The sequence below is a fragment of the Pseudarthrobacter sp. As-47 genome (genome assembly GCF_058215595.1).
In genome coordinates this window covers 931390-949980 of sequence record NZ_CM177088.1, presented here as the reverse complement: position 1 = coordinate 949980, position 18591 = coordinate 931390, and the positions used below count along the sequence as shown (strand labels likewise).

The window sequence follows — 18591 nt, the reverse complement described above, 5'->3', positions numbered from 1 at the left end:
CTTGCTGCAGCGATGGAAGTCCGCGTCCCTGAGGACGCAGCTGGTGGCCATGATCATGGCGCTGCTGATAGTTGCCCTGACAGTGACCGGGGCCGGAACGCTGGCGCTGCTGCACAGTTACCTCCAGGGGCAGGTGGACGGCAAACTGTATGCAGCTGTGGACCTGGCCCGGAAACAGCGCTCCTTCACTCCGCTGCAGGCTCCCACGAACCCGATGGTCCCCACGGACTATTCATTGATTCTCTTCGCCCCCGGCGAGGAGCCCTACCCGTTCGGCGGCGATCCGGATAACCGCCCGGACATCAGCTCCATCACCGTGGAGCAGGCCCAGGCGCGCGGGACAGTCCCCTACCAGGTGCGCGGCACGGACGGCGAAAACTGGCGGGTGGTCGCTGTGCCCGTGCAGAACGGCCAGACCACAGCTGTCGTGGCCATAGGGCTGCCCCTGCGGAGCGTCGACGATGTCCTCAAGCACGCCACCCTGGTGGTGACGGGGGTAGGGCTGCTGACCCTGCTGCTCGCGTCCCTCATTGCAAGCTGGACGGTCTCCCGGTCCTTCCGGCCGCTGGCCCGGGTGGAAAAGACCGCGGCCGCAATCGCTGCCGGCGATCTCTCCCGCCGCGTGGAGGTCGAAAACCCCGGCACCGAGCTCGGGCGGTTGAGCAGGTCGCTGAACGCCATGCTCGCCCATATCGAAACAGCCTTCGCGGCCCGCACCGCCTCGGAGGCGAGGATGCGCCGGTTCGCGGCCGACGCCTCCCATGAGCTGCGGACCCCGCTTGTGACCATCCGGGGGTTCTCCGAGCTGTACCGGCATGGCGCGCTGGCCACGAAGGAAGACGTGTCCACAGCCATGGGAAGGATCGAAAGCGAAGCCAAGCGCATGGGTTCTATGGTGGAGGACCTGCTGCTGCTGGCCCGCCTTGACGAGCAGCGGCCGCTGCAGCAAAAGCCCGTGGACCTCCAGCTCATTGCGAATGATGCCGTGGTGGACACCCAAGCCAGCGACCGGTCCCGCGTGATTTCGCTGACCGGCCTCGACGGCGGCCCGGCCACGCCTGCACCGGCGCTGGGCGACGAAGCCAAGCTCCGCCAGGTCGTGGGCAACCTCGTGGGCAACGCCCTGCGTTACACCCCGGAGGGCACCCCCATCGAGCTGGCGGTGGGGGTCCGCACGGCGGAAGACGGGCAGCTGCTCTCCGTAATAGAAGTTCGGGACCACGGGCCGGGCATCTCGGACGAAGACGCGTCCAAGGTTTTCGAGCGGTTCTACCGGGCGGACACCTCCCGGACGCGGGAAACGGGAGGCAGCGGGCTGGGACTCGCCATTGTTGCCGCGATCGTGGGCTCCCACGGCGGCAGCGTCCGGGTTGAAAAGACCGACGGCGGCGGCGCCACGCTCGTGGTCAGCCTTCCGCGGCGTGATGACGTTCCGGATGCGGGAATGCGCGGGGAAGAGAACCGTGCTGAAAAGAGCCAAGGCAGCGGCGGCGAGGTTATGCACATATAGCCACTGGCGGTGGCAGCGTGGCCGTGGAGTTTTCTACGCTCGAGGGCAAGGGGCCGGACCGGCCGGGCCCGCAGGCGCAAGCTGCTGTACAGCGAAAGGCACCACCATGAGCATTATCTCCGTCGATACCGAACTCCTCCAGCTGAAGTCCGCCACCGTCCAGGCCACCATGGACCGAATCAGCGCCGACGTGCAGGCCATGAAACGCGGACTGGACGAACTCCAGGGCTCCTGGCGGGGCTCTGCCGCCGCGAACTTCCAGGCGCTCATTACGGAATGGACCATGACTCAGGGAAGAGTGGAGGCATCACTGGCATCCATCAACACCGCACTTGCCTCAGCAGCAGCCACTTACGCGCAGGCGGAGCAGGGCAATACCCAGCGGTTCAGCTGAGGCGCCTAGGCTTCGGGCGTGCCCTGGTGGAACCGAAGCCGCCACCGGCCGCCATCCAGTACCCACAGCGAGCTTCTGAGGGTGGTGCCGGAGCGGGCATAACTGCGGTAGGTAAGGAGGACCGCCTCAGCGCCGACACGTTCGGCGCCCAGAATTTCGATGTCCGTCCGTTCGCCCGGGTCCTCCTCGAGCGCCATCATCATGGCGTCCCGGGTCCACATCCTGCCCGAGCTGCCGATCTCCACGAAATCAGGGTGGAGCAGGACGGCAGTCCGGCCGATGTCCCCGCGCACCAGCGGGCCCAGCAGTTCCCGCTCAAGTTCCTCCACCACGGCCTCAGCCGGTGCTTCAGCCGCCCTTGCGGCAGTCCCGGGCGCATCAAAACCACGGTTGTCCAGCTGGCTGAACAGATCCGGCTCCTCGTAGGCCCCTGCCGGTTTTCCTGGCTCCGCGGGCGCGTCCCTGGCTTCCTGTTTCACCGGCGCAGGGTGGGCGTGGTGGGCACCCGGAAAGCCTGGCCCGGAGCGGGCAGCCACGCCCTGCTGGTAGGCCGTTGCGGCCGCCCGCGCACGTTCGTCCGCGGCTTCGTTCAGGTCATGCCCTGCATGCCCCTTCACCCATTCGAAGGTGTATTTCCGGCCGGCAAGCTCACGGTCCAGTTCCTTGAGCAGGTCCACATTGAGGACCGGCTTCCCGTCTGCTTTACGCCAGCCTTTGCGCTTCCACCCCGGCATCCACTTGGTGATGGAATTAATGACGTACTGGCTGTCGCAGAGGATGCGGAGGTCCTCCTGAGGAAGGTGGGCTGTGGCCCGGAACAGATCCAGGACCGCCATCAGCTCGCCCTGGTTGTTGGTCCCATGGGGCCAACCGCCGGCACGCCAGCAGTCGTCATTCACGTACCAGGCCCAGCCGGCCGGACCCGGGTTTCCCAAGGCCGAACCGTCAGCCGCTGCAGTAATCGTCACCGGTCCATCCTGCCAGACGGGCACGACAAACCGGAGTCCGCCCGCGGCCATTGCTTGGAAAGCGGTTACCGAAAGTACTTGACGCGGAGAGAGCCGGGCAGGCACAATCGCTGTATTGAACCGAGAAAGCGTTTTCTCACCGGAGCCCGGGCACTGTGCCGCGGCAGCCAACGGAAAGCGCCCTCAGCACCAGGAAGGCACATCAATGACGATCCCAACCCTCAGCCGGAGGAAGTTCCAGCTCGGCGCCGCAGCCGTTGCACTCTCCCTCCTCGCCACAGGCTGCGGCACCTCTTCAGGCTCTGAGAGCAACGAGCAAGTAACCCTCCGGTTTGCCTGGTGGGGCAACGAGTACCTCAACGCCCAGACTGAGAAGGTTATCGACGCCTTCGAGGCGGAACACCCGAACATCAAGATTGAATCCGAACCAGGCGAGTGGGGCAGCTATTGGGACAAGCTGGCAACCAAGACAGCCGCCAACGATGCGCCGGACGTCATCCAGATGGACCAGAAGTACATCGCGGAATACGGCGGGCGCGGGGCACTCCTTGACCTGTCCAAGCAAAGCGGTATCGACACGTCCAAGCTGGATGAGGAAGCCCTGGCTTCGGGACAGTACGACGGCGCCCAGTACGGACTCAGCACCGGCCAGAACGCCTATGTCATCATGGCGAATACCAAAGTCTTCGAAGCAGCCAATGTTCCCATCCCGGATGACACCACGTGGACGTGGGAGGAATTCATGGCAACAGCCTCAAAGATCAGCGCCGCCGGAGACGGCAAGAACTACGGCGCAGCCTACGGAAGCAATGAAGCCGACCTGATCATCTGGCTGCGCCAGCACGGGGAGAACCTGTACTCCCAGGACGGCAAGCTCGATTTCGACACCGCCACGGCCGCGTCCTTCTGGGAACGGCTTAAGGAGCAGCGCGACTCCAAGGCAAGCCCGCCGGCCACGGTGGCCACAGAGGACTCCGGCGCCGGACTCGAGGAGAGCCTCTTCGGAACCAACAGGGTGGGCATGGCATGGTGGTGGACCAACCAGCTCGGGTCCCTGGAGTCCACCACCGGGAGCAGCATCAAGATGCTCCGTGCACCCAGCGTCGACGGTTCAGCGGCTGAGAACGGGATGTACTACAAGCCCACCATGTTCTGGTCCGCCTCCTCACGCTCCAAGCACCCGGAAGCCGCGTCCACCTTCATCAACTACCTGGCCAACAGCCCGGAGGCCGGGGCCATCCTGATGACGGACCGCGGCGTTCCCACCAACACGGACATCGTTGAGAGCATCACGCCGTCCCTGAAGCCTGCCGACACCACGGTGGTGGGCTTCCTGAAGGACATCGCACCCGACATCAAGGATGCGCCGCCTGTTCCGCCGGTAGGCGCGGGCAGCGTGCAGAACGTCATCAAGCGCTACACCGATGAGGTGCTCTACGACCGCCTCACGCCCCAGGCGGCCGCTGACGCATTCAAGAAGGAAGTTGAGGGAATGCTGGCCAGCGCCAAGTAACACCCTGCGGTAAGACACGAATGTGGCCCCCTCCGAAGAGGGGGCCACATTCGTGTCTAGCGGGACTGGTCCCGGCAGGAGTGGCTAGAAGCCGCCCATACCGCCCATGCCACCCATGTCGTCGCCACCGGCAGGAGCAGCGTTCTTCTCCGGCTTGTCGGCAACAACTGCCTCGGTGGTGAGGAAGAGGCCAGCGATGGAAGCCGCGTTCTGCAGGGCAGAGCGGGTGACCTTGACGGGGTCGTTGACGCCGGCGGCCAGCAGGTCGACATACTCGCCGGTGGCTGCGTTCAGGCCGTGGCCGGCGGGCAGGCCGCGGACCTTGTCCACCACAACGCCCGGCTCCAGGCCGGCGTTGAAGGCGATCTGCTTGAGCGGAGCGTCGATGGCCACGCGGACGATGTTGGCGCCGGTTGCTTCGTCGCCGGACAGCTGCAGGTTGGCGAATGCCTTGGCGCCGGCCTGGATGAGGGCCACGCCGCCACCGGCGACGATGCCTTCCTCAACGGCAGCCTTGGCGTTGCGCACGGCGTCTTCGATGCGGTGCTTGCGCTCCTTGAGCTCAACTTCCGTTGCGGCACCGGCCTTGATGACTGCAACGCCGCCGGCCAGCTTGGCCAGGCGCTCCTGCAGCTTCTCGCGGTCGTAGTCCGAGTCGGAGTTTTCGATCTCGGCGCGGATCTGGGAAACGCGGCCGGCGATCTGGTCGGCGTCGCCGGCACCCTCGACGATGGTGGTCTCGTCCTTGGTGACAACAACCTTGCGTGCCTGGCCCAGGAGTTCCAGGCCGGCATTTTCCAGCTTCAGGCCGACTTCCTCGGAGATGACCTGGCCGCCGGTGAGGACGGCGATGTCGGCAAGCTGTGCCTTGCGGCGGTCGCCGAAGCCCGGAGCCTTGACGGCGACGGACTTGAAGGTGCCGCGGATCTTGTTGACAATCAGGGTGGCCAGGGCCTCGCCCTCGATGTCCTCAGCGATGATCAGCAGCGGCTTGTTGGACTGCATGACCTTTTCCAGGACAGCAACCAGTTCCTTGACGTTGGAGATCTTGGAGTTGACGATCAGGATGTACGGATCCTCGAGGACCGTTTCCTGGCGCTCAGCGTCGGTAACGAAGTAGGCCGAGATGTAGCCCTTGTCGAAGCGCATGCCTTCGGTGAGCTCAAGCTCCAGGCCGAAGGTGTTGGACTCCTCGACCGTGATGACGCCTTCCTTGCCCACCTTGTCCAGGGCTTCGGCGATGAGTGCACCGATTTCCTCGTCACCGGCGGAGATGGACGCCGTGGCGGCGATCTCTTCCTTGGTTTCGATCTCCTTGGCGGAGTTCAGCAGTTCGGCGGTGACGGCCTCAACGGCCTTCTCGATGCCGCGCTTGAGGGACAGCGGGTCGGCGCCGGCAGCAACGTTGCGCAGGCCTTCCTTCACCAGTGCCTGTGCCAGGACGGTGGCGGTGGTGGTGCCGTCGCCAGCGACGTCGTCCGTCTTCTTGGCAACTTCCTTGACCAGCTCGGCGCCGATCTTCTCGTAAGGATCGTCCAGCTCGATCTCCTTGGCGATGGAAACACCATCGTTGGTGATCGTGGGGGCGCCCCACTTCTTCTCGAGGACGACGTTGCGTCCACGCGGGCCGAGGGTGACCTTAACGGCGTCGGCGAGGATGTTCAGGCCCCGCTCAAGGCCGCGGCGTGCCTCTTCATCAAATGCAATGATCTTGGCCATAACGGCAGTAGTCCTTTCGGGACAGTCGTTAAGAATGAACCTTCGCTGCAGTGCCCGCGACGGACGACCCGTTTCCGGCGGCCTCTGTATGCCTTCGGGTGTGGGTCTCACTCCAGTTAGGTGTTTCTTCGCTCCTCGACCGCTGCCGGCGCCGCCGGCCGAAGCCACGCTTTGCTTAGCAGTCGGTACGTCAGAGTGCTAACTCAATAATTAGCACTCCCCACGTGAGAGTGCAAGCGAATAACAAGCGGAAAGCGTCCTGGCGGGCGCGTCTTCGCCGAGGGCGATCAGCCGGCGGTGCGGCCTGCCGTTTCAACGCCGGTGGCCGCGGGATTGTTGTCGGCGCCGTATGTGAACACCGTGTAGGCGGCCGAGGTGATGTCACCGTTGGCATCGAAGGCAAGTGGGCCCGATTCGCCGTCGTAATTGATGTCCGCACCGGACGCCTTGCCTGCCAGGCATTCTTTATAGCTGGCGCATGGTGCCGTTCCAGCCGGGCCTGTTCCGCCAGCGGTCCCGCCGGATACCGAGACCAGGCTCGCGGCGATTGAACGCCCGGAGTCGTCCTCGGCCTTGGCCGCTGCGAGCGCGGCAAGGGTCACGGCGTCGTACGTCTCCGCTGCGAAGGACACGTCCTTCAGGGCCGGATCGATGCCCAGCAGCCGTTCCTGGAACCCTGCCGAGGGAAGCTGCCCCGGGACAACCGCACGTGCACCGTCCAGGGCCCTGGTTCCCAGCCGGGAGCCATACCGGCTGAAGGCGCCGTCGCTCAGGATAAGCCTTGAGCCTGCGAGGGCGGCGTTGTTGAGCTCAGCGAGGGCGCCCTGCGCGCCGTCACGGGCCACCAGGATCACGGCGTCGGGTTGCGCCTCGCGGATTGAGGCAGCCGCAGATCCCGCGTCACCCGGTGTGAAGCCCACCGCTGACAACACGTCCAGGCCCGCCTGTTCAGCGGACGCGGAGACGGCCGCGGAGACATCGCTGCCGTAGGAGCCTTCCTGGTACACCACGGAGATGGTTGCGGCGCCGGCGTCCTTGGCGAGCTTGGCAAGCACGGGTCCCTGCGCGACATCGGCGGCGGCCGTCCGGAAGTAGTATCCGCCGCTGGCTATGCTGCTGAGCCCGGCCGCGGTGTTGGCAGGCGAAATCAGTGGCGTCCGCGCCCTGGAGAGGATGTCGACGGCTGCGGAGGCGTGGCTGGAGTCGGTGGGGCCAATGACCACATCCGCTGTGGCCTGGACCAGGGACTGCGCCTGGGACGCTGTGTCCTGGCCTGTTTCAACGGGGAGAAGTTCCACCGGCCGGCCCTTGTGCCCGCCGGCAGCGTTGATTTCCTTGACGGCAAGCTTGGCGGCAGCAAGTTGGGGACCGTTCAGGAAGCTGTTGGCACCGGTGTTGTCCAGGATGAGGCCGACCCGCAGCGTGCCGTCACCTGAGGCCTCCGCCGGTTCCGTGCGCGCGTTTCCGGTCACCCCGGAACAGCCGGTAAGGGCGAGAGTGCCGCAGAGGGCTGCGGCGAACAACGGACGGATGGGTGCAGCGGAGGAAAACGGGTGCTTCACTCGGCCGGCCGGACGCTTTCGGCCTGCGGGCCTTTCTCGCCTTCGCCAACTTCGAGTTCCACGCGCTGGCCCTCGTCCAGTGCGCGGTAGCCCTCGCCCTGGATGGCGGACCAGTGGACAAAAACGTCGTCCCCGGAGCCGTCAACGGTGATGAAGCCGTAGCCTTTTTCCGCGTTGAACCATTTGACGGTTCCTCGTGCCATGATGACCACTCTTTCCGTTAGGTCCGGGATGCTGCGCCGGTGCCGCCGTGGCTCGAAGCCCGGAATTCACTCTAGCCAATGCTCGCCGGCAGCGCCGGGGCACAGCATGGCCGGCCGCAAACGTTATTCAGGCGTGACCCCGGCCTTCACCCGTGCGGATGTGGCGTGAGGCGCCCTGTTGGGAACCCCGGCCTACCGGTATCCGGGGCCGAGCACCACCACCAGGGGAACCTGGAATTCGGTGCTCTCCACCACGGTGGGGACGCCCACAAGTTCCGCGAGGGCCTGCGCGTTGGCCTCCTGCGCCGCTCCCGCGTAGAAGATGATGGAGCCCTGCTGGGGTGCCCCTGCCCAGTTGCCTACCTGGCCCAGTGTCCACCCGTCCGTCTGCAGGGTTCCGCCCACGCGGCTGGCCAGCCCGGCAGTTCCGGCAGCGTTGTAGACCGCCACGGCCTGGGCCTTATCCACTGTTGCGGCCTGCGCAGTGCTCTGGGGGCTGGACGATGTCCCGTTTCCTGCCGCGCCGGCAGGTTCGGAGGAAGGCGACGGCTCAGGCTCGGTGGAGGGGACGTCTGACGGGTCCGGCGCGGCGGACGGAGTCGATCCGGTTCCGGCCAGCGGTGCTGCTTCCAGGCTCGACGACGCCTGGGTTGCCGGACCGTCGAATCCGAGCCTGGGCAGGATCAGGAAAGAAACCACGCCGATGGCCAGCGCAGCAATCCCCGCAGTCAGGATGGGCCAGAGACGGACCCGCGCCGGAGCGGAGGCTGTGCGGTGTACACCTTGTCGCGACGCGGTCTCCGGGACCTTGTCGAATTCATCGCGGGCGTATTTGGTCATGGGAGAGAGACATCCTTGTGTGTAGCTGCTGAGGACTCAGCGTGAGCGTCTTATGCGTCGGACCCCAGTCGGCGTGCAGTGCGTGCACGGTGACGCGAAGTACGTAGTCTACGCAATCTCTTGACCAGCATGGGGTCATGCGCCAGCGCATCCTCGGTGTCGATCAGGGCGTTGAGGAGTTGGTAATAGTGCGTGGCGGACAGATCGAACAGTTCCCTGATGGCCTGCTCCTTGGCGCCCGCATACTTCCACCACTGCCGCTCCAGGGCGAGCATCTGCTGGTCCCGCTCGCTCAGCGGCGACTCCCGCAGGGTGAAATCCGCCAGCAGGGCGTTCCGTTGTTCCTGCGCCGGCAGGTGCTCCCGAGCTGGCTCCGCCACGGCGCACTCTCCTTAGCTGGTTACGTAAAATGTCTGACCCCCATGCTACGGACGAACAACACCATTGTCATTTGCGCATAGCCCCGCCGCACACACCGTACGGTCCGGCCGGCGCCTCCCGCCGCCTGCAAGAATGGACTGATGTTTGAATTGGACGCCTTGTTTGAGCTGGAGCAGGAACCTGCAGGCAGCACCGGCTTCGCCGGGCTGGCGCAGCTGCCGCTGGCAGAGCTGATGGCCCCGGACTGGGCCGCCGCACTCTCCGGCGTGGACGCCCAACTTCGCGCCGTTCTTCGCTTCGCGGCAGGCGAAGTGGCGGACGGTCACCGGGTCCTGCCGGCGCCGTCGAACGTCCTGCGGGCCTTCCGCCAGCCCCTTGCGGACGTGAAGGTGCTGATTGTGGGACAGGACCCCTACCCCACGCCGGGGCACGCCGTCGGGCTGTCCTTCGCCGTTGACCCGCACGTCCGGCCCATTCCCAGGAGCCTCGCGAACATCTACCGGGAGCTGGAGGCCGACCTGGGAATCCCGCCGAGGGTGCATGGTGACCTCTCCGCATGGGCCGGGCAGGGGGTACTGCTCCTGAACCGGGTGATGACGGTACGGGCGGGATCTGCGGGATCCCACCGGAGGAAGGGCTGGGAAGACATTACGACGGCGGCCGTCGAGGCGCTGGGCGCGCGGCGGGCACCGGACGGGTCACCCCTGCCGCTGGTCGCGGTTCTGTGGGGGAAGGACGCCGAGAGCGTGCGCACGCTGCTGCCCGGGGTCCCGGCAGTGTCCAGCGCGCACCCCAGCCCCTTGTCCGCGTCACGGGGTTTCTTTGGCTCCCGCCCGTTCAGCCGCGTCAACAAGCTCCTGCGGGAGCAGGGGGCCGCGGACGTAACCTGGGAGCTTCCGGCGGTGCCCTAGCTTAGGCTTGCCTTATGAGCATTGTTCCCGCCTCCACCAGCGCCAGCAAGAAAAGCCGCCCCCAGGTCAACCTCACGGTGGTCCGCCGGGAACAGCTGGCGCCGCAGATGGTCCGGATTGTCGCGGGCGGGGACGGTTTCGCCGATTTCGTCAATAACGGCTTTGTTGACCGGTACGTCAAGATCGTCTTTCCGCAGCCGGGGGTCCCGTATCCCTCACCCCTGGATCTGTGGAGCATCCGGGAAACCATGCCCCGGGAACAATGGCCTTTCACGCGCACATACACCCTCCGCTGGGTGGATACCGCGGCCCGCGAACTTGCCATCGACTTTGTGGTCCACGGCGACGAGGGGCTGGCTGGCCCCTGGGCGGCCAGGGCCGAGCCAGGCGACACCCTGACTTTCACCGGCCCGGGGGGTGCGTACAACCCGGACCCCAAAGCCGACTGGTACCTGTTCGCCGGAGATGAGGCGGCCCTGCCCGCCATCGCCGCCTGCATTGAATCCCTGCCGGCGGAAGCGGCCGGCGTCGCGTTCCTCGAGGTCGATTCCGACGCCGACATCCAGCCGATTGCCGCACCGGCCGGGCTGGAACTGCACTGGCTCTTCCGCCGCGGTGTCCCCGCCGGCCAAAGCAACCTCCTGGTGCAGGCCGTTGCGGAGGCTGACTGGCCCGCGGGGAGGGTGGACGTTTTTGCCCACGGCGAGCGGGGGTACATGAAGGCACTCCGGGATGTCCTGTTCGTCCAGCGCGGACTGGACCGCAAGCAGGTGTCCCTGTCCGGCTACTGGGCCAGGGGCCGCGTCGAGGACGTCTTCCAGGCCGAGAAGAAGTTGCCCGTAGGTCAGATCTAGGAGGACAGATCCAGGCCGGCCCGGTCAGCGGCGGCGGGCCCGCCGCCGCTCGTTGCTGGCCAGGCTGCGGGTCAGCGGCCTCGCGAGGGTATCGCCCAGCACGATCCCCCCGGCAGTTCCCAGGACGATGGCACCGGCGTTGAGCATCCCGCCGGCGCCGAGCAGGATCTCGGCTTCCTCGATGGTCAGGACGTACATGGAGCGGAAAATGGTGAGGCCGGGCAGCAGGATGAGTGCCGCCGGCACCGCCACCACCAGCTGGGGTGCGCCCATGCGCAGAGCGACCACCCGTGCGAGCAGGCCGATCACCACGGCAGCCAGGGCCGGCGAGAACCGGTCGCCAATGCCCAGCAGGCCGCCGCCCAGCAGGACCAGGTACCCCGCGACGCCCACCGCCGCGGTGGGCAGCAGGAGCTGCCAGGTTGTCTGCTCGGTCACCCCGATGGCCATCACCGCCACGGCAACCAGGATCACCAGCACCCACAGGTCGTAGGCGGGCGGGAAGGTCTGCGTCACGTCGATTGCCTGCATGCTGGTCAGCTGGCCCACCACAAAAGCGACGGCGATGCCCGCTACCAGCGCACCAAAGGTCAGCAGGGTGGAAAGGAACCGCCCCGCCGCGGTCACGGGGAAGCCGTTGATGGCGTCCTGCACGGAGGAGACCAGCCGGCCTGTGGGCAGGAGCAGGAGGATTCCGCCCACCACCACGATCGCCGGAGAGGTGGTCAGCCCAAACTGCCACAACAGCAGAGCCAGCAGGGTCACCGCGAAGGAGCAGCTGGCGGTGGTGAAGAAGTCCGGCACGCGCCAGCGGCCCAGCTGGCGGGCCAGCAGGCTCACGCCGATGTTGACGGCGAACGCAATGGCGGAGGACACCGGCCCGCCGCCCAGCACAGCAACGAACGCTGCGGCAAAGACCCCGAACGCCGCCGTCACCATCCAGCGGGGGAACGGCTTGGGACTGGTGATGGCCTCATCCAGCCTGCGGATCGCCTCGTCACGCCCCACTCCCCCCGCAACGATGTCCGTCACCAGCTGGTGGACCTTGGCCAGGCCTGCGTAGTTGTTGGTCCAGGACCGGACCACCCGCAGCAGCGCAATGGGGGTTTGGTCCTTGGGCGCGTAGTTGATGCCCACCGACTGGTTGGTGATGTCCACTTCGATGTTCTTCAGGCCCAGCGCCGCCGTGACGGCAATGATGCTGGTTTCAACCTCCAGGGCACCAGCACCGTAGCGGAACATGGTTTCGGCCAGGTGCAGCGCGAAGTCCAGGGTCTTCCGGGCGGACGTGTCCACGCCGCCCACCTGGATCATGGGGTTCGCATAGGGGCTGCCGGTGAGCCTGTCCACGATGCTCATGGGAGCAGTGGGCGGGTTCTCGCCCTGGACCAGGCGCCGCAGCATCCTTTTCGCCGCAGCATTCTGCCGCAGCTGGGAGGGGGTCAGAGGCTCGGTTTTGGGCAGGCCGTCCGTGCGCGGCGGTGCCTTCGGTGATGGCGTTGCCTTTGGTGATCCGCCGCCGGGATAGTCAGGCCGGTCGGTCATGGGTCCCTCCTCCCGTTGTGGTGGTGTGCAGCGTGTGTGCTGCGGAGCGCGTCAGGCGGAGCGCCGCAGGGGCAGCTTGCCCAGCAGGAGGCGGGCGGCCCCCGCTGCGGCGCGGGCAAGCCTGTTGGCGCGGAACACGGCAGGGCGGACAGGCATCACAAAGTCGCCCACGAGCTGGAACACTTCGCCGCCGAAGCCCTTCTTGAACTCGTAGCCGCCGTGGCCTTCCTCGTCCTGGCCGGAGATGCCGAACGTACCGTAGAAGTTGTACCGCGGGTAACCCTTCTCAAGGGCGTGGAGCATCATCCCCCAGTACAGCGAGGTGGCTCCGTTGAAGTAGATGTAGTCCTGCACGGTGCCGCCGATGACGCAGACCACTTCGTCGCCGTAGCAGACGAAGTGGATGGCGGCCACCGTGGCAACGCCAACCGAATCCGGAAAACGTTCGATGTCCTTCAGGCTTCGCTCGTAGCTGTCCACCAGGCCCTGGACCACTTTGAGCCGGTTGGCCTTTTTCTTGCTGCCGGTCTCCTCCACCTCGCGGCGGAGCTCTGCCGCGGTTTCCGATTCCGCGGCCAGCCGCTCCGTAATGGATTTCCGGTAGGCGGGAATGTCAATCTTGGCCATCATGAGCTTGGTGAACTCGGCCGACGTGGTGCGGAGCAGCTGTTCATAGTAGGCGCGTTCGCGGTAGACAAAGCCCTTTTCGTCGCCGGCCCGGCTTAGGGCGCCGTAGAACTCATCAAGGGTCTCCAGTGTTGCCTGCTCCAGGAAAACACCGTTCTTTTCCGCTTTGCGGATGGCCTTCCGGGTGCGGTAGCTGGTTCCCATGATCAGTTCCTCCGCGTCCTGGATGCCTTCCAGGCTCTTGATGAACATCCAGTTCACGTTCACGAAGTTCATGTCCAGCCCCTGGTGCTGGAACCCCAGCCCGCCGAGCTGTGCCACCAGCGGCCTGTTGTCCTCCACTTCGGGGTGTTCCGCGCCGTCGGCATCGCGGGCTATGTACCTGAGGTTCGGGGAGATCCGGAGCTCGGCGGCTTTCCGCTCCGCTGCGCGTTTGCGGAGGAGTTCGACGACGGCGCGCACCAGTCCAGGGTCCGTGTAGTCCATCAGGGGGCCCTTGGCGCACTCGCACACCGTGTAGCCGAGGCGCGTGGTGGTGTAGTTCAGTTTGCCGGCCGCCACCAGTTCGCCGTCGCGGCGCACTCCGAAAAGTTCAACCTGCTGTCCCCGGGCACGCTGGAACCGGGCGAAGTCGAGGGACTGGAGGAAGCTGTTCTGTGGGTGCTTCAGCGCGAACTGCTCGAATTCGGCGTCGCTGAGCATGGCGAACTCCAGGTCGGCGGCGGATATTGCAGTCAAGGGATTACCTTCTTCACGGATGGGGGCTGGCATAGGCAGGATGTGGGCGGGGCCCGGCGGCGGGTGGCTGGGCAGTCAGCTGCGGCCGGTCTTCCGGGTCAGTAGAACTGCTGGCCGGTGCGGGCAGTTTCGATCCGGCGGAACACCTTCTCTGCTCCCTTGACCCAGAGCCGGTGCTTCAGGGGCGAGAGAACGTAGTCGTGGCAGCCGACAAAATCGGTGACAGTCTTGGTGAAGCTGGTCTTGAACATGCCCATCCCGTAGAGATTGTGGCTCTTGTCCTTGATCTGTGAGGCCGGCGGGGTGCCGCAGAAATCGTATTCAGTGCAGCCGAGCTCCTGCATGCGCCGGATGGCAGCCCACTGGACGAGGTGCGAATCGCCGTACTGTTTGCGGTTCTGGGTGGAGCCGCCGTCCTTGTAGGTGGCTTTGGCACCGTAGTTGATGACGAAGGCTCCCACACTGGGTTTCCCGTCTTCATAGGTGAAGAAGAAGTTGCCCTGGCCGCGGTTGCAGAATTCGTCCCAGAACGCAGCGTAATACGCGTAGCTGCGCAGGGGCATGGAGCCCTTGGCATTGACGGTGTCCGCCATCAGGTCATAGAGGGCCCGGTAGGTTTCCGGACCGTGTTCCTTGCGGACCACTTCGCAGCCTTCCCGCTCGGCCCGTCGGATGGCGTTACGCGCCCGGGAGGAGATGGCCTTGAACACCACTTCTTCGGGGCCGGAGATATCCAGCAGCGCAGTGGAGTCGTTGGACTGGATGTTGGGCGCCTTGGCCAGGCCCGCCACCTTCAGGTGTGCCTGGGCTTCCTCCGAGTCAAGGATGTCCGGCTCGATCTTGATGGTGAAGACGTTGAGCTTCCGGCTGAGCACGAAAGCCGCGCAGGCCTCCAGCGCCGCTTTGAGGTCCGCCGCCGCCGCCAGGTCAGGTCCCTTGATGAGGTACCACAGCCGGCCCAGCACGGGGAATTTCTTTTCGAGCACCAGGTTGTAGCTGGCCGATCCACCGTTTTCGAGGACCAGGAACCGGACTTTCCAGCCACTGCCGTTCTTTACCGAAGCGTAAGCGGCGGACTGCAGCATGTTGCCGCCGTTGGGGTTGGCCGTGACGTGCTTGTCCCAGTTTTCAATCTCTTCGGCTGTGGCAAAACGTGCGGTAAATTCTCGCAAGGGGGCCGTGTCCAATCGGTTTCGTGCGCGGTTTCGGTACTCGTGTCTGCGTGCGGACATGCAGCCTCAAGTCTAAAGCCTGAAGCCCCCACGGCTTTTCAGCAGCCGGCCCGTGCCTGCCGCGGCCCGTGCCCTTGACTCGGGTGGACCGGTTGGCAAGGGTGGAGGCATGCAGCCTAACCGTGAAGAGTTGTCATCCCCGCCGGATGGAAGCGGCCAGCCGTACAGCGCGCGGGTCCAGGCAGCGGTGCTGGCCGGATTCCTGGTGGCATCCTTCCTGGTGGCCGGGCTCGGCGGATTCTCCACCGTTGACAATGTGGACGGGTGGTATGCCACGGCTGACAAGGCGCCCTGGTCGCCGCCCAACTGGCTCTTCGGCCCGGTATGGACCCTGCTCTACACAGCCATGGCGGTGGCTGCGTGGCTCGTGTGGCGGAAGAGGGCTCCCAAGACCAGGCCGGCGTTGACGGCCTACGCGGTCCAGTTGGGCCTGAACCTCGCCTGGACTCCGGTGTTCTTCGGCCTCTATCCCGCTATGGGCACGGCCGCCCTGTGGCTGGCCATGGCCATTATCGTGGCCCTGATCGCCGCGGTCACGGTGACGGTCCTCTACTTCGGCCCCATCAGCCGGACCGCGGGACTGCTGCTGCTCCCCTACATTGCGTGGCTGGTCTTTGCGTCCACCTTGAACTGGTGGGCTGCCGTCCACAACTGAAGGTTCAAGCTGTCAGCATTCGACGACGTTGACGGCGAGGCCGCCCATGGCCGTTTCCTTGTATTTGGAGCTCATGTCCTTGCCGGTCTCGCGCATGGTCACGATCACCTCATCCAGCGAGACGCGGTGGGACCCGTCGCCCCAGAGCGCCATCTTCGCGGCGTTGATCGCTTTCGCCGCCGCGATCGCGTTCCGTTCGATACACGGGACCTGGACCAGCCCGCCGATCGGATCACACGTCAACCCCAGGTTGTGCTCCATCGCGATCTCCGCCGCGTTCTCCACCTGCGCCGGAGACCCGCCCATCACCTCAGCCAGGCCCGCAGCGGCCATCGACGACGCCGACCCCACCTCGCCCTGGCACCCCACCTCGGCACCAGAAATCGACGCCTGCTCCTTGTACAGCACCCCCACCGCGCCCGCGGCGAGCAGGAAACGCACCACGACGTCGTCGCGGTCCTCCTGGGACGCGTTCTCCATCCCGGGTGCGAAATGCAGCGCGTAATACAGCACCGCCGGAATGATCCCCGCCGCCCCGTTCGTCGGCGCCGTCACCACCCGCCCACCGGAGGCGTTCTCCTCATTCACCGCAAGAGCAATCAAATTAACCCACTCCTGCCAATACTTCGGATCATGGAACTCGTCCCCGGCCCCATTCTCGTCACCGGCGCCGCCGGGCCGGGCGCTTTCCTTCCGCAGCCGGTCATACCAGTCCGGGGCACGGCGCCGGACCTTCAACCCGCCCGGCAGCACACCCTCCCGCTTCAGGGACGCGGCCACGCAGCCTTCCATGACCGACCAGATATGCAGCAGCCCCGCCCGGATCTCCCCCGGGGTGCGGCTGTCCTCCTCGTTCACCCGCATCACATCGCTGATGCCCAGGCCCGTCTCCCGGCAATGCTCCAGCAGCTCCGCAGCGGTCCGGAACGGCAGCGGCAGCTCTTTCTTGGACTCCTCCAGCTCCAGCAGCGCCGCGTCCTCCTCACCCTCACGGACAATGAACCCGCCGCCCACCGAAAAGAACGTCGCCGCATGCAGTACCTCGCCGGCCGCGTCGGAGACCGTGAACGTCATCCCGTTCGTATGCCTGGGCAGGACCGTCAAGGGCCGCAGCACCATGTCCTTCACCCCGTACGGCAACGCCACCGCACCAGCGAGCTGGAGGGTCCCGGTCTCAGCGATCGCGGCCAGCCGCTCCTCCACCTCACCGGGCAAGATCAGCTCCGGATGGAACCCCTCCAACCCCAGCAAAATGGCCGTCATCGTCCCATGCCCATGACCCGTCGCCGCCAACGACCCATACAAATCCACCCGCAACGACGCCACCCCCGCCAGCACCCCCGAAGCCTTCAACTCCTCCGCAAACACAGCAGCAGCCCGCATCGGCCCCACAGTATGAGAAGACGAGGGTCCGATCCCGATCGAAAAAAGATCAAAGACGCCAACAGCCATGGTGGTTCCTAACTAAAGAGTTCGTGGTGGGTTGGGTGCGACCGGCCGAATTCCTCCGCGGGCTCGGTCGCGAAGACGCCCGCTAAGCGGACGTGACGCTCCCTTAGACGCCCGCCTCCGGAATCCGCCCAGCCGCCTACGCCGTCACCTAAGGTGACAGGACCGCGAGGGGCCGGCGGAGCCGGACTTTTCGAAAGCGTGCTCCCCACCGTCTCCCTAACCTCGCAAGCTCGGCCAGGGAACCCTGACGGCGTGGGCCCAGGGCACGCGGAAAATGTCCGGTCCGGCGTCCCCGGACGTAAGTCAGGCCGGGTGCACCTACGTGGCGCGCTTGTAGAACGGGAGATCGACGACGACGAACGGCTCCGCCTTGCCCCGGAGGTCGATGTCCAATGCCGTGCCGGCCTGGGTGAACTCAACGTCAACGTACGCCATGGCGATCGGATACCCGAGCGTGGGTGAGGGCTGCCCGGAGGTGACTTCGCCTACGGGCTTGCCGTCCTTGAGCACGGGGTAGTGTGCGCGGCCGGCGCGCCGGCCCAGTCCTTTGAGTCCCACAAGCCTGCGGCCTGCGGAGGAGCCGGCCCCGGCCTCCTTCTTGGCGGCCAGGGCGGCCTTTCCCACGAAGTCGCCTTCCTTGGAGAGGGCGACGACGGGTCCCAGGCCTGCGGCGAAGGGGTCACCCTGCAGTGAGAGCTCGTTCCCGTACAGCGGCATCCCCGCTTCAAGGCGGAGGGAGTCGCGCGAAGCCAGCCCGGCCGGCGTCAGCTCCCCGTCCTCCGCGATGGCGGCGAGTGCCTGCCACAGGGCGGGGGCGTCGTTGTTCGCCACAAAGATCTCGAAGCCGTCCTCACCGGTATAGCCGGTACGTGCAAGCAGGAGCTCCTGCCCGGCGCCTCCCACCAGGAACGGAACCTCCACGGCGGCGTAGTACTTCAGCTCCGTGACCAGGCCGTGCCGGGCAGCCGGTACAAGGCGCAGCAGCAGCTCCTGTGCCTTGGGACCCTGGACGGCGATCAGCGGGGTGGACGCGGAGGCGTCGTCCACGGTGACATCGAAGCCGGCGGCCCGTTCGGCCAGGGCCGCGGCCACCACCTTGGCGTTGCCTGCGTTGGGAACCACCAGGAAGCGGTCGGTCCCGTCTCCTGCGGTGTCCGCCGCAGGGCGGCGGTAGGTGATGAGGTCGTCGATGATGCCGCCGTCCTCAGTGCAGATCAGCGAGTACTTGGCCTTGCCCACGGCCATGGCCGAGATCTTACCCACCAGCGCGTAGTCCAGGAACGCGGCGGCCTCCGGCCCGGTGACCCAGACCTCGCCCATGTGGGACAGGTCGAACAGGCCGGCGGCGTTACGGACGGCGTGGTGCTCGGCCAGTTCGGAGCTGTACTTCAGGGGCATCTGCCAGCCGCCGAAGTCGGTGAAGGAGGCACCGAGCTTGGCATGCTCGTCATAGAGGGCGGTGCGCTTCTCAGCCATGGCAGGCGTCC

Annotated in this window: 17 protein-coding genes; 6 read left to right on the top strand and 11 right to left on the bottom strand. The window is 66.0% G+C overall.

Annotated elements, in window-relative coordinates; all coding sequences use genetic code 11:
- The first annotated feature begins 1 nt into the window (after nt 1).
- Nucleotides 2-1510: a sensor histidine kinase gene (locus tag AC4BCK_RS04420; protein WP_174179633.1), complete on the top strand. Its 1509-nt coding sequence runs from the start codon at nt 2-4 to the stop codon at nt 1508-1510.
- Between the two features lie 106 nt (nt 1511-1616).
- Nucleotides 1617-1904: a WXG100 family type VII secretion target gene (locus AC4BCK_RS04415; RefSeq protein WP_174179635.1), complete on the top strand. Its 288-nt coding sequence runs from the start codon at nt 1617-1619 to the stop codon at nt 1902-1904.
- Between the two features lie 5 nt (nt 1905-1909).
- On the opposite strand, the gene AC4BCK_RS04410 is transcribed toward AC4BCK_RS04415, so the two are convergent.
- Nucleotides 1910-2872: a ribonuclease HI family protein gene (locus AC4BCK_RS04410; RefSeq protein ID WP_174179636.1), complete on the bottom strand. Its 963-nt coding sequence runs from the start codon at nt 2870-2872 to the stop codon at nt 1910-1912.
- A gap of 205 nt (nt 2873-3077) precedes the next feature.
- Between AC4BCK_RS04410 and AC4BCK_RS04405 the strand changes: the two genes are divergently transcribed.
- A complete protein-coding gene (locus AC4BCK_RS04405; protein ID WP_174179637.1) occupies nt 3078-4385 on the top strand; it encodes an ABC transporter substrate-binding protein in 1308 nt (435 codons plus the stop codon).
- 84 nt (nt 4386-4469) lie between these two features.
- On the opposite strand, the gene groL is transcribed toward AC4BCK_RS04405, so the two are convergent.
- The 5 genes from groL to AC4BCK_RS04380 form a co-directional block, all read right to left on the bottom strand.
- Nucleotides 4470-6104 carry a chaperonin GroEL gene (groL, locus tag AC4BCK_RS04400; RefSeq protein ID WP_066273856.1) on the bottom strand — a complete coding sequence of 545 codons (1635 nt, stop codon included), beginning with the start codon at nt 6102-6104 and terminating at the stop codon, nt 4470-4472.
- A 287-nt stretch (nt 6105-6391) separates the two neighbouring features.
- Nucleotides 6392-7666 (bottom strand): ABC transporter substrate-binding protein, encoded by a 1275-nt coding sequence (locus tag AC4BCK_RS04395; protein WP_251425853.1) that lies wholly within the window; start codon nt 7664-7666, stop codon nt 6392-6394.
- Nucleotides 7663-7869 (bottom strand): cold-shock protein, encoded by a 207-nt coding sequence (locus AC4BCK_RS04390; RefSeq protein ID WP_139028133.1) that lies wholly within the window; start codon nt 7867-7869, stop codon nt 7663-7665. The genes AC4BCK_RS04395 and AC4BCK_RS04390 overlap by 4 nt, the downstream gene beginning before the upstream one ends.
- A 192-nt stretch (nt 7870-8061) precedes the next feature.
- Entirely contained in the window at nt 8062-8709 is a 648-nt protein-coding gene (locus AC4BCK_RS04385; protein WP_490566633.1) for a LytR C-terminal domain-containing protein, read from the bottom strand.
- 50 nt (nt 8710-8759) lie between these two features.
- Nucleotides 8760-9089: a DUF3263 domain-containing protein gene (locus AC4BCK_RS04380; RefSeq protein ID WP_174179640.1), complete on the bottom strand. Its 330-nt coding sequence runs from the start codon at nt 9087-9089 to the stop codon at nt 8760-8762.
- Between the two features lie 141 nt (nt 9090-9230).
- Between AC4BCK_RS04380 and AC4BCK_RS04375 the strand changes: the two genes are divergently transcribed.
- Together AC4BCK_RS04375 and AC4BCK_RS04370 are read left to right on the top strand one after the other, a co-directional pair.
- Nucleotides 9231-10001: a uracil-DNA glycosylase gene (locus tag AC4BCK_RS04375; protein ID WP_490566632.1), complete on the top strand. Its 771-nt coding sequence runs from the start codon at nt 9231-9233 to the stop codon at nt 9999-10001.
- Nucleotides 10002-10015: 14 nt separating this feature from the next.
- Nucleotides 10016-10855 carry a siderophore-interacting protein gene (locus AC4BCK_RS04370; protein ID WP_364319355.1) on the top strand — a complete coding sequence of 280 codons (840 nt, stop codon included), beginning with the start codon at nt 10016-10018 and terminating at the stop codon, nt 10853-10855.
- 24 nt (nt 10856-10879) lie between these two features.
- Here AC4BCK_RS04370 and AC4BCK_RS04365 read toward each other — a convergent pair whose 3' ends face one another.
- The 3 genes from AC4BCK_RS04365 to AC4BCK_RS04355 form a co-directional block, all read right to left on the bottom strand.
- The gene (locus AC4BCK_RS04365; RefSeq protein WP_246256347.1) at nt 10880-12400 is read right to left on the bottom strand and encodes a threonine/serine exporter family protein; all 1521 of its coding nucleotides are present in this window, start codon (nt 12398-12400) and stop codon (nt 10880-10882) included.
- Nucleotides 12401-12451: 51 nt separating this feature from the next.
- Complete coding sequence (locus AC4BCK_RS04360; protein ID WP_490566631.1) at nt 12452-13798, bottom strand: peptidoglycan bridge formation glycyltransferase FemA/FemB family protein; 1347 nt, start codon at nt 13796-13798, stop codon at nt 12452-12454.
- A gap of 65 nt (nt 13799-13863) precedes the next feature.
- Nucleotides 13864-14997: a lipid II:glycine glycyltransferase FemX gene (locus AC4BCK_RS04355; protein WP_251425840.1), complete on the bottom strand. Its 1134-nt coding sequence runs from the start codon at nt 14995-14997 to the stop codon at nt 13864-13866.
- Nucleotides 14998-15106: 109 nt separating this feature from the next.
- Between AC4BCK_RS04355 and AC4BCK_RS04350 the strand changes: the two genes are divergently transcribed.
- Nucleotides 15107-15652, top strand: coding sequence for a TspO/MBR family protein (locus AC4BCK_RS04350; RefSeq protein ID WP_174179650.1), 546 nt, complete (start codon nt 15107-15109; stop codon nt 15650-15652).
- A gap of 12 nt (nt 15653-15664) precedes the next feature.
- Here the strand turns inward: AC4BCK_RS04350 and AC4BCK_RS04345 are convergent, their stop codons facing one another.
- Nucleotides 15665-17104: an L-serine ammonia-lyase gene (locus tag AC4BCK_RS04345; RefSeq protein WP_364272235.1), complete on the bottom strand. Its 1440-nt coding sequence runs from the start codon at nt 17102-17104 to the stop codon at nt 15665-15667.
- 318 nt (nt 17105-17422) lie between these two features.
- Nucleotides 17423-18580: a glycine cleavage system aminomethyltransferase GcvT gene (gcvT, locus tag AC4BCK_RS04340; protein WP_490566630.1), complete on the bottom strand. Its 1158-nt coding sequence runs from the start codon at nt 18578-18580 to the stop codon at nt 17423-17425.
- Nucleotides 18581-18591 lie beyond the last annotated feature (11 nt).

Excerpts from the sequence above, each read along its gene's own strand:
- AC4BCK_RS04415 (WP_174179635.1), top strand. The coding sequence starts at position 1,617 with ATGAGCATTATCTCCGTCGATACCGAACTCCTCCAGCTGAAGTCCGCC.
- AC4BCK_RS04405 (WP_174179637.1), top strand. The coding sequence starts at position 3,078 with ATGACGATCCCAACCCTCAGCCGGAGGAAGTTCCAGCTCGGCGCCGCA.
- groL (WP_066273856.1), bottom strand. The coding sequence starts at position 6,104 with ATGGCCAAGATCATTGCATTTGATGAAGAGGCACGCCGCGGCCTTGAG.
- AC4BCK_RS04390 (WP_139028133.1), bottom strand. The coding sequence starts at position 7,869 with ATGGCACGAGGAACCGTCAAATGGTTCAACGCGGAAAAAGGCTACGGC.
- AC4BCK_RS04385 (WP_490566633.1), bottom strand. The coding sequence starts at position 8,709 with ATGACCAAATACGCCCGCGATGAATTCGACAAGGTCCCGGAGACCGCG.
- AC4BCK_RS04375 (WP_490566632.1), top strand. The coding sequence starts at position 9,231 with ATGTTTGAATTGGACGCCTTGTTTGAGCTGGAGCAGGAACCTGCAGGC.
- AC4BCK_RS04370 (WP_364319355.1), top strand. The coding sequence starts at position 10,016 with ATGAGCATTGTTCCCGCCTCCACCAGCGCCAGCAAGAAAAGCCGCCCC.
- AC4BCK_RS04365 (WP_246256347.1), bottom strand. The coding sequence starts at position 12,400 with ATGACCGACCGGCCTGACTATCCCGGCGGCGGATCACCAAAGGCAACG.
- AC4BCK_RS04360 (WP_490566631.1), bottom strand. The coding sequence starts at position 13,798 with ATGCCAGCCCCCATCCGTGAAGAAGGTAATCCCTTGACTGCAATATCC.
- AC4BCK_RS04355 (WP_251425840.1), bottom strand. The coding sequence starts at position 14,997 with ATGTCCGCACGCAGACACGAGTACCGAAACCGCGCACGAAACCGATTG.
- AC4BCK_RS04350 (WP_174179650.1), top strand. The coding sequence starts at position 15,107 with ATGCAGCCTAACCGTGAAGAGTTGTCATCCCCGCCGGATGGAAGCGGC.
- AC4BCK_RS04345 (WP_364272235.1), bottom strand. The coding sequence starts at position 17,104 with ATGGCTGTTGGCGTCTTTGATCTTTTTTCGATCGGGATCGGACCCTCG.
- gcvT (WP_490566630.1), bottom strand. The coding sequence starts at position 18,580 with ATGGCTGAGAAGCGCACCGCCCTCTATGACGAGCATGCCAAGCTCGGT.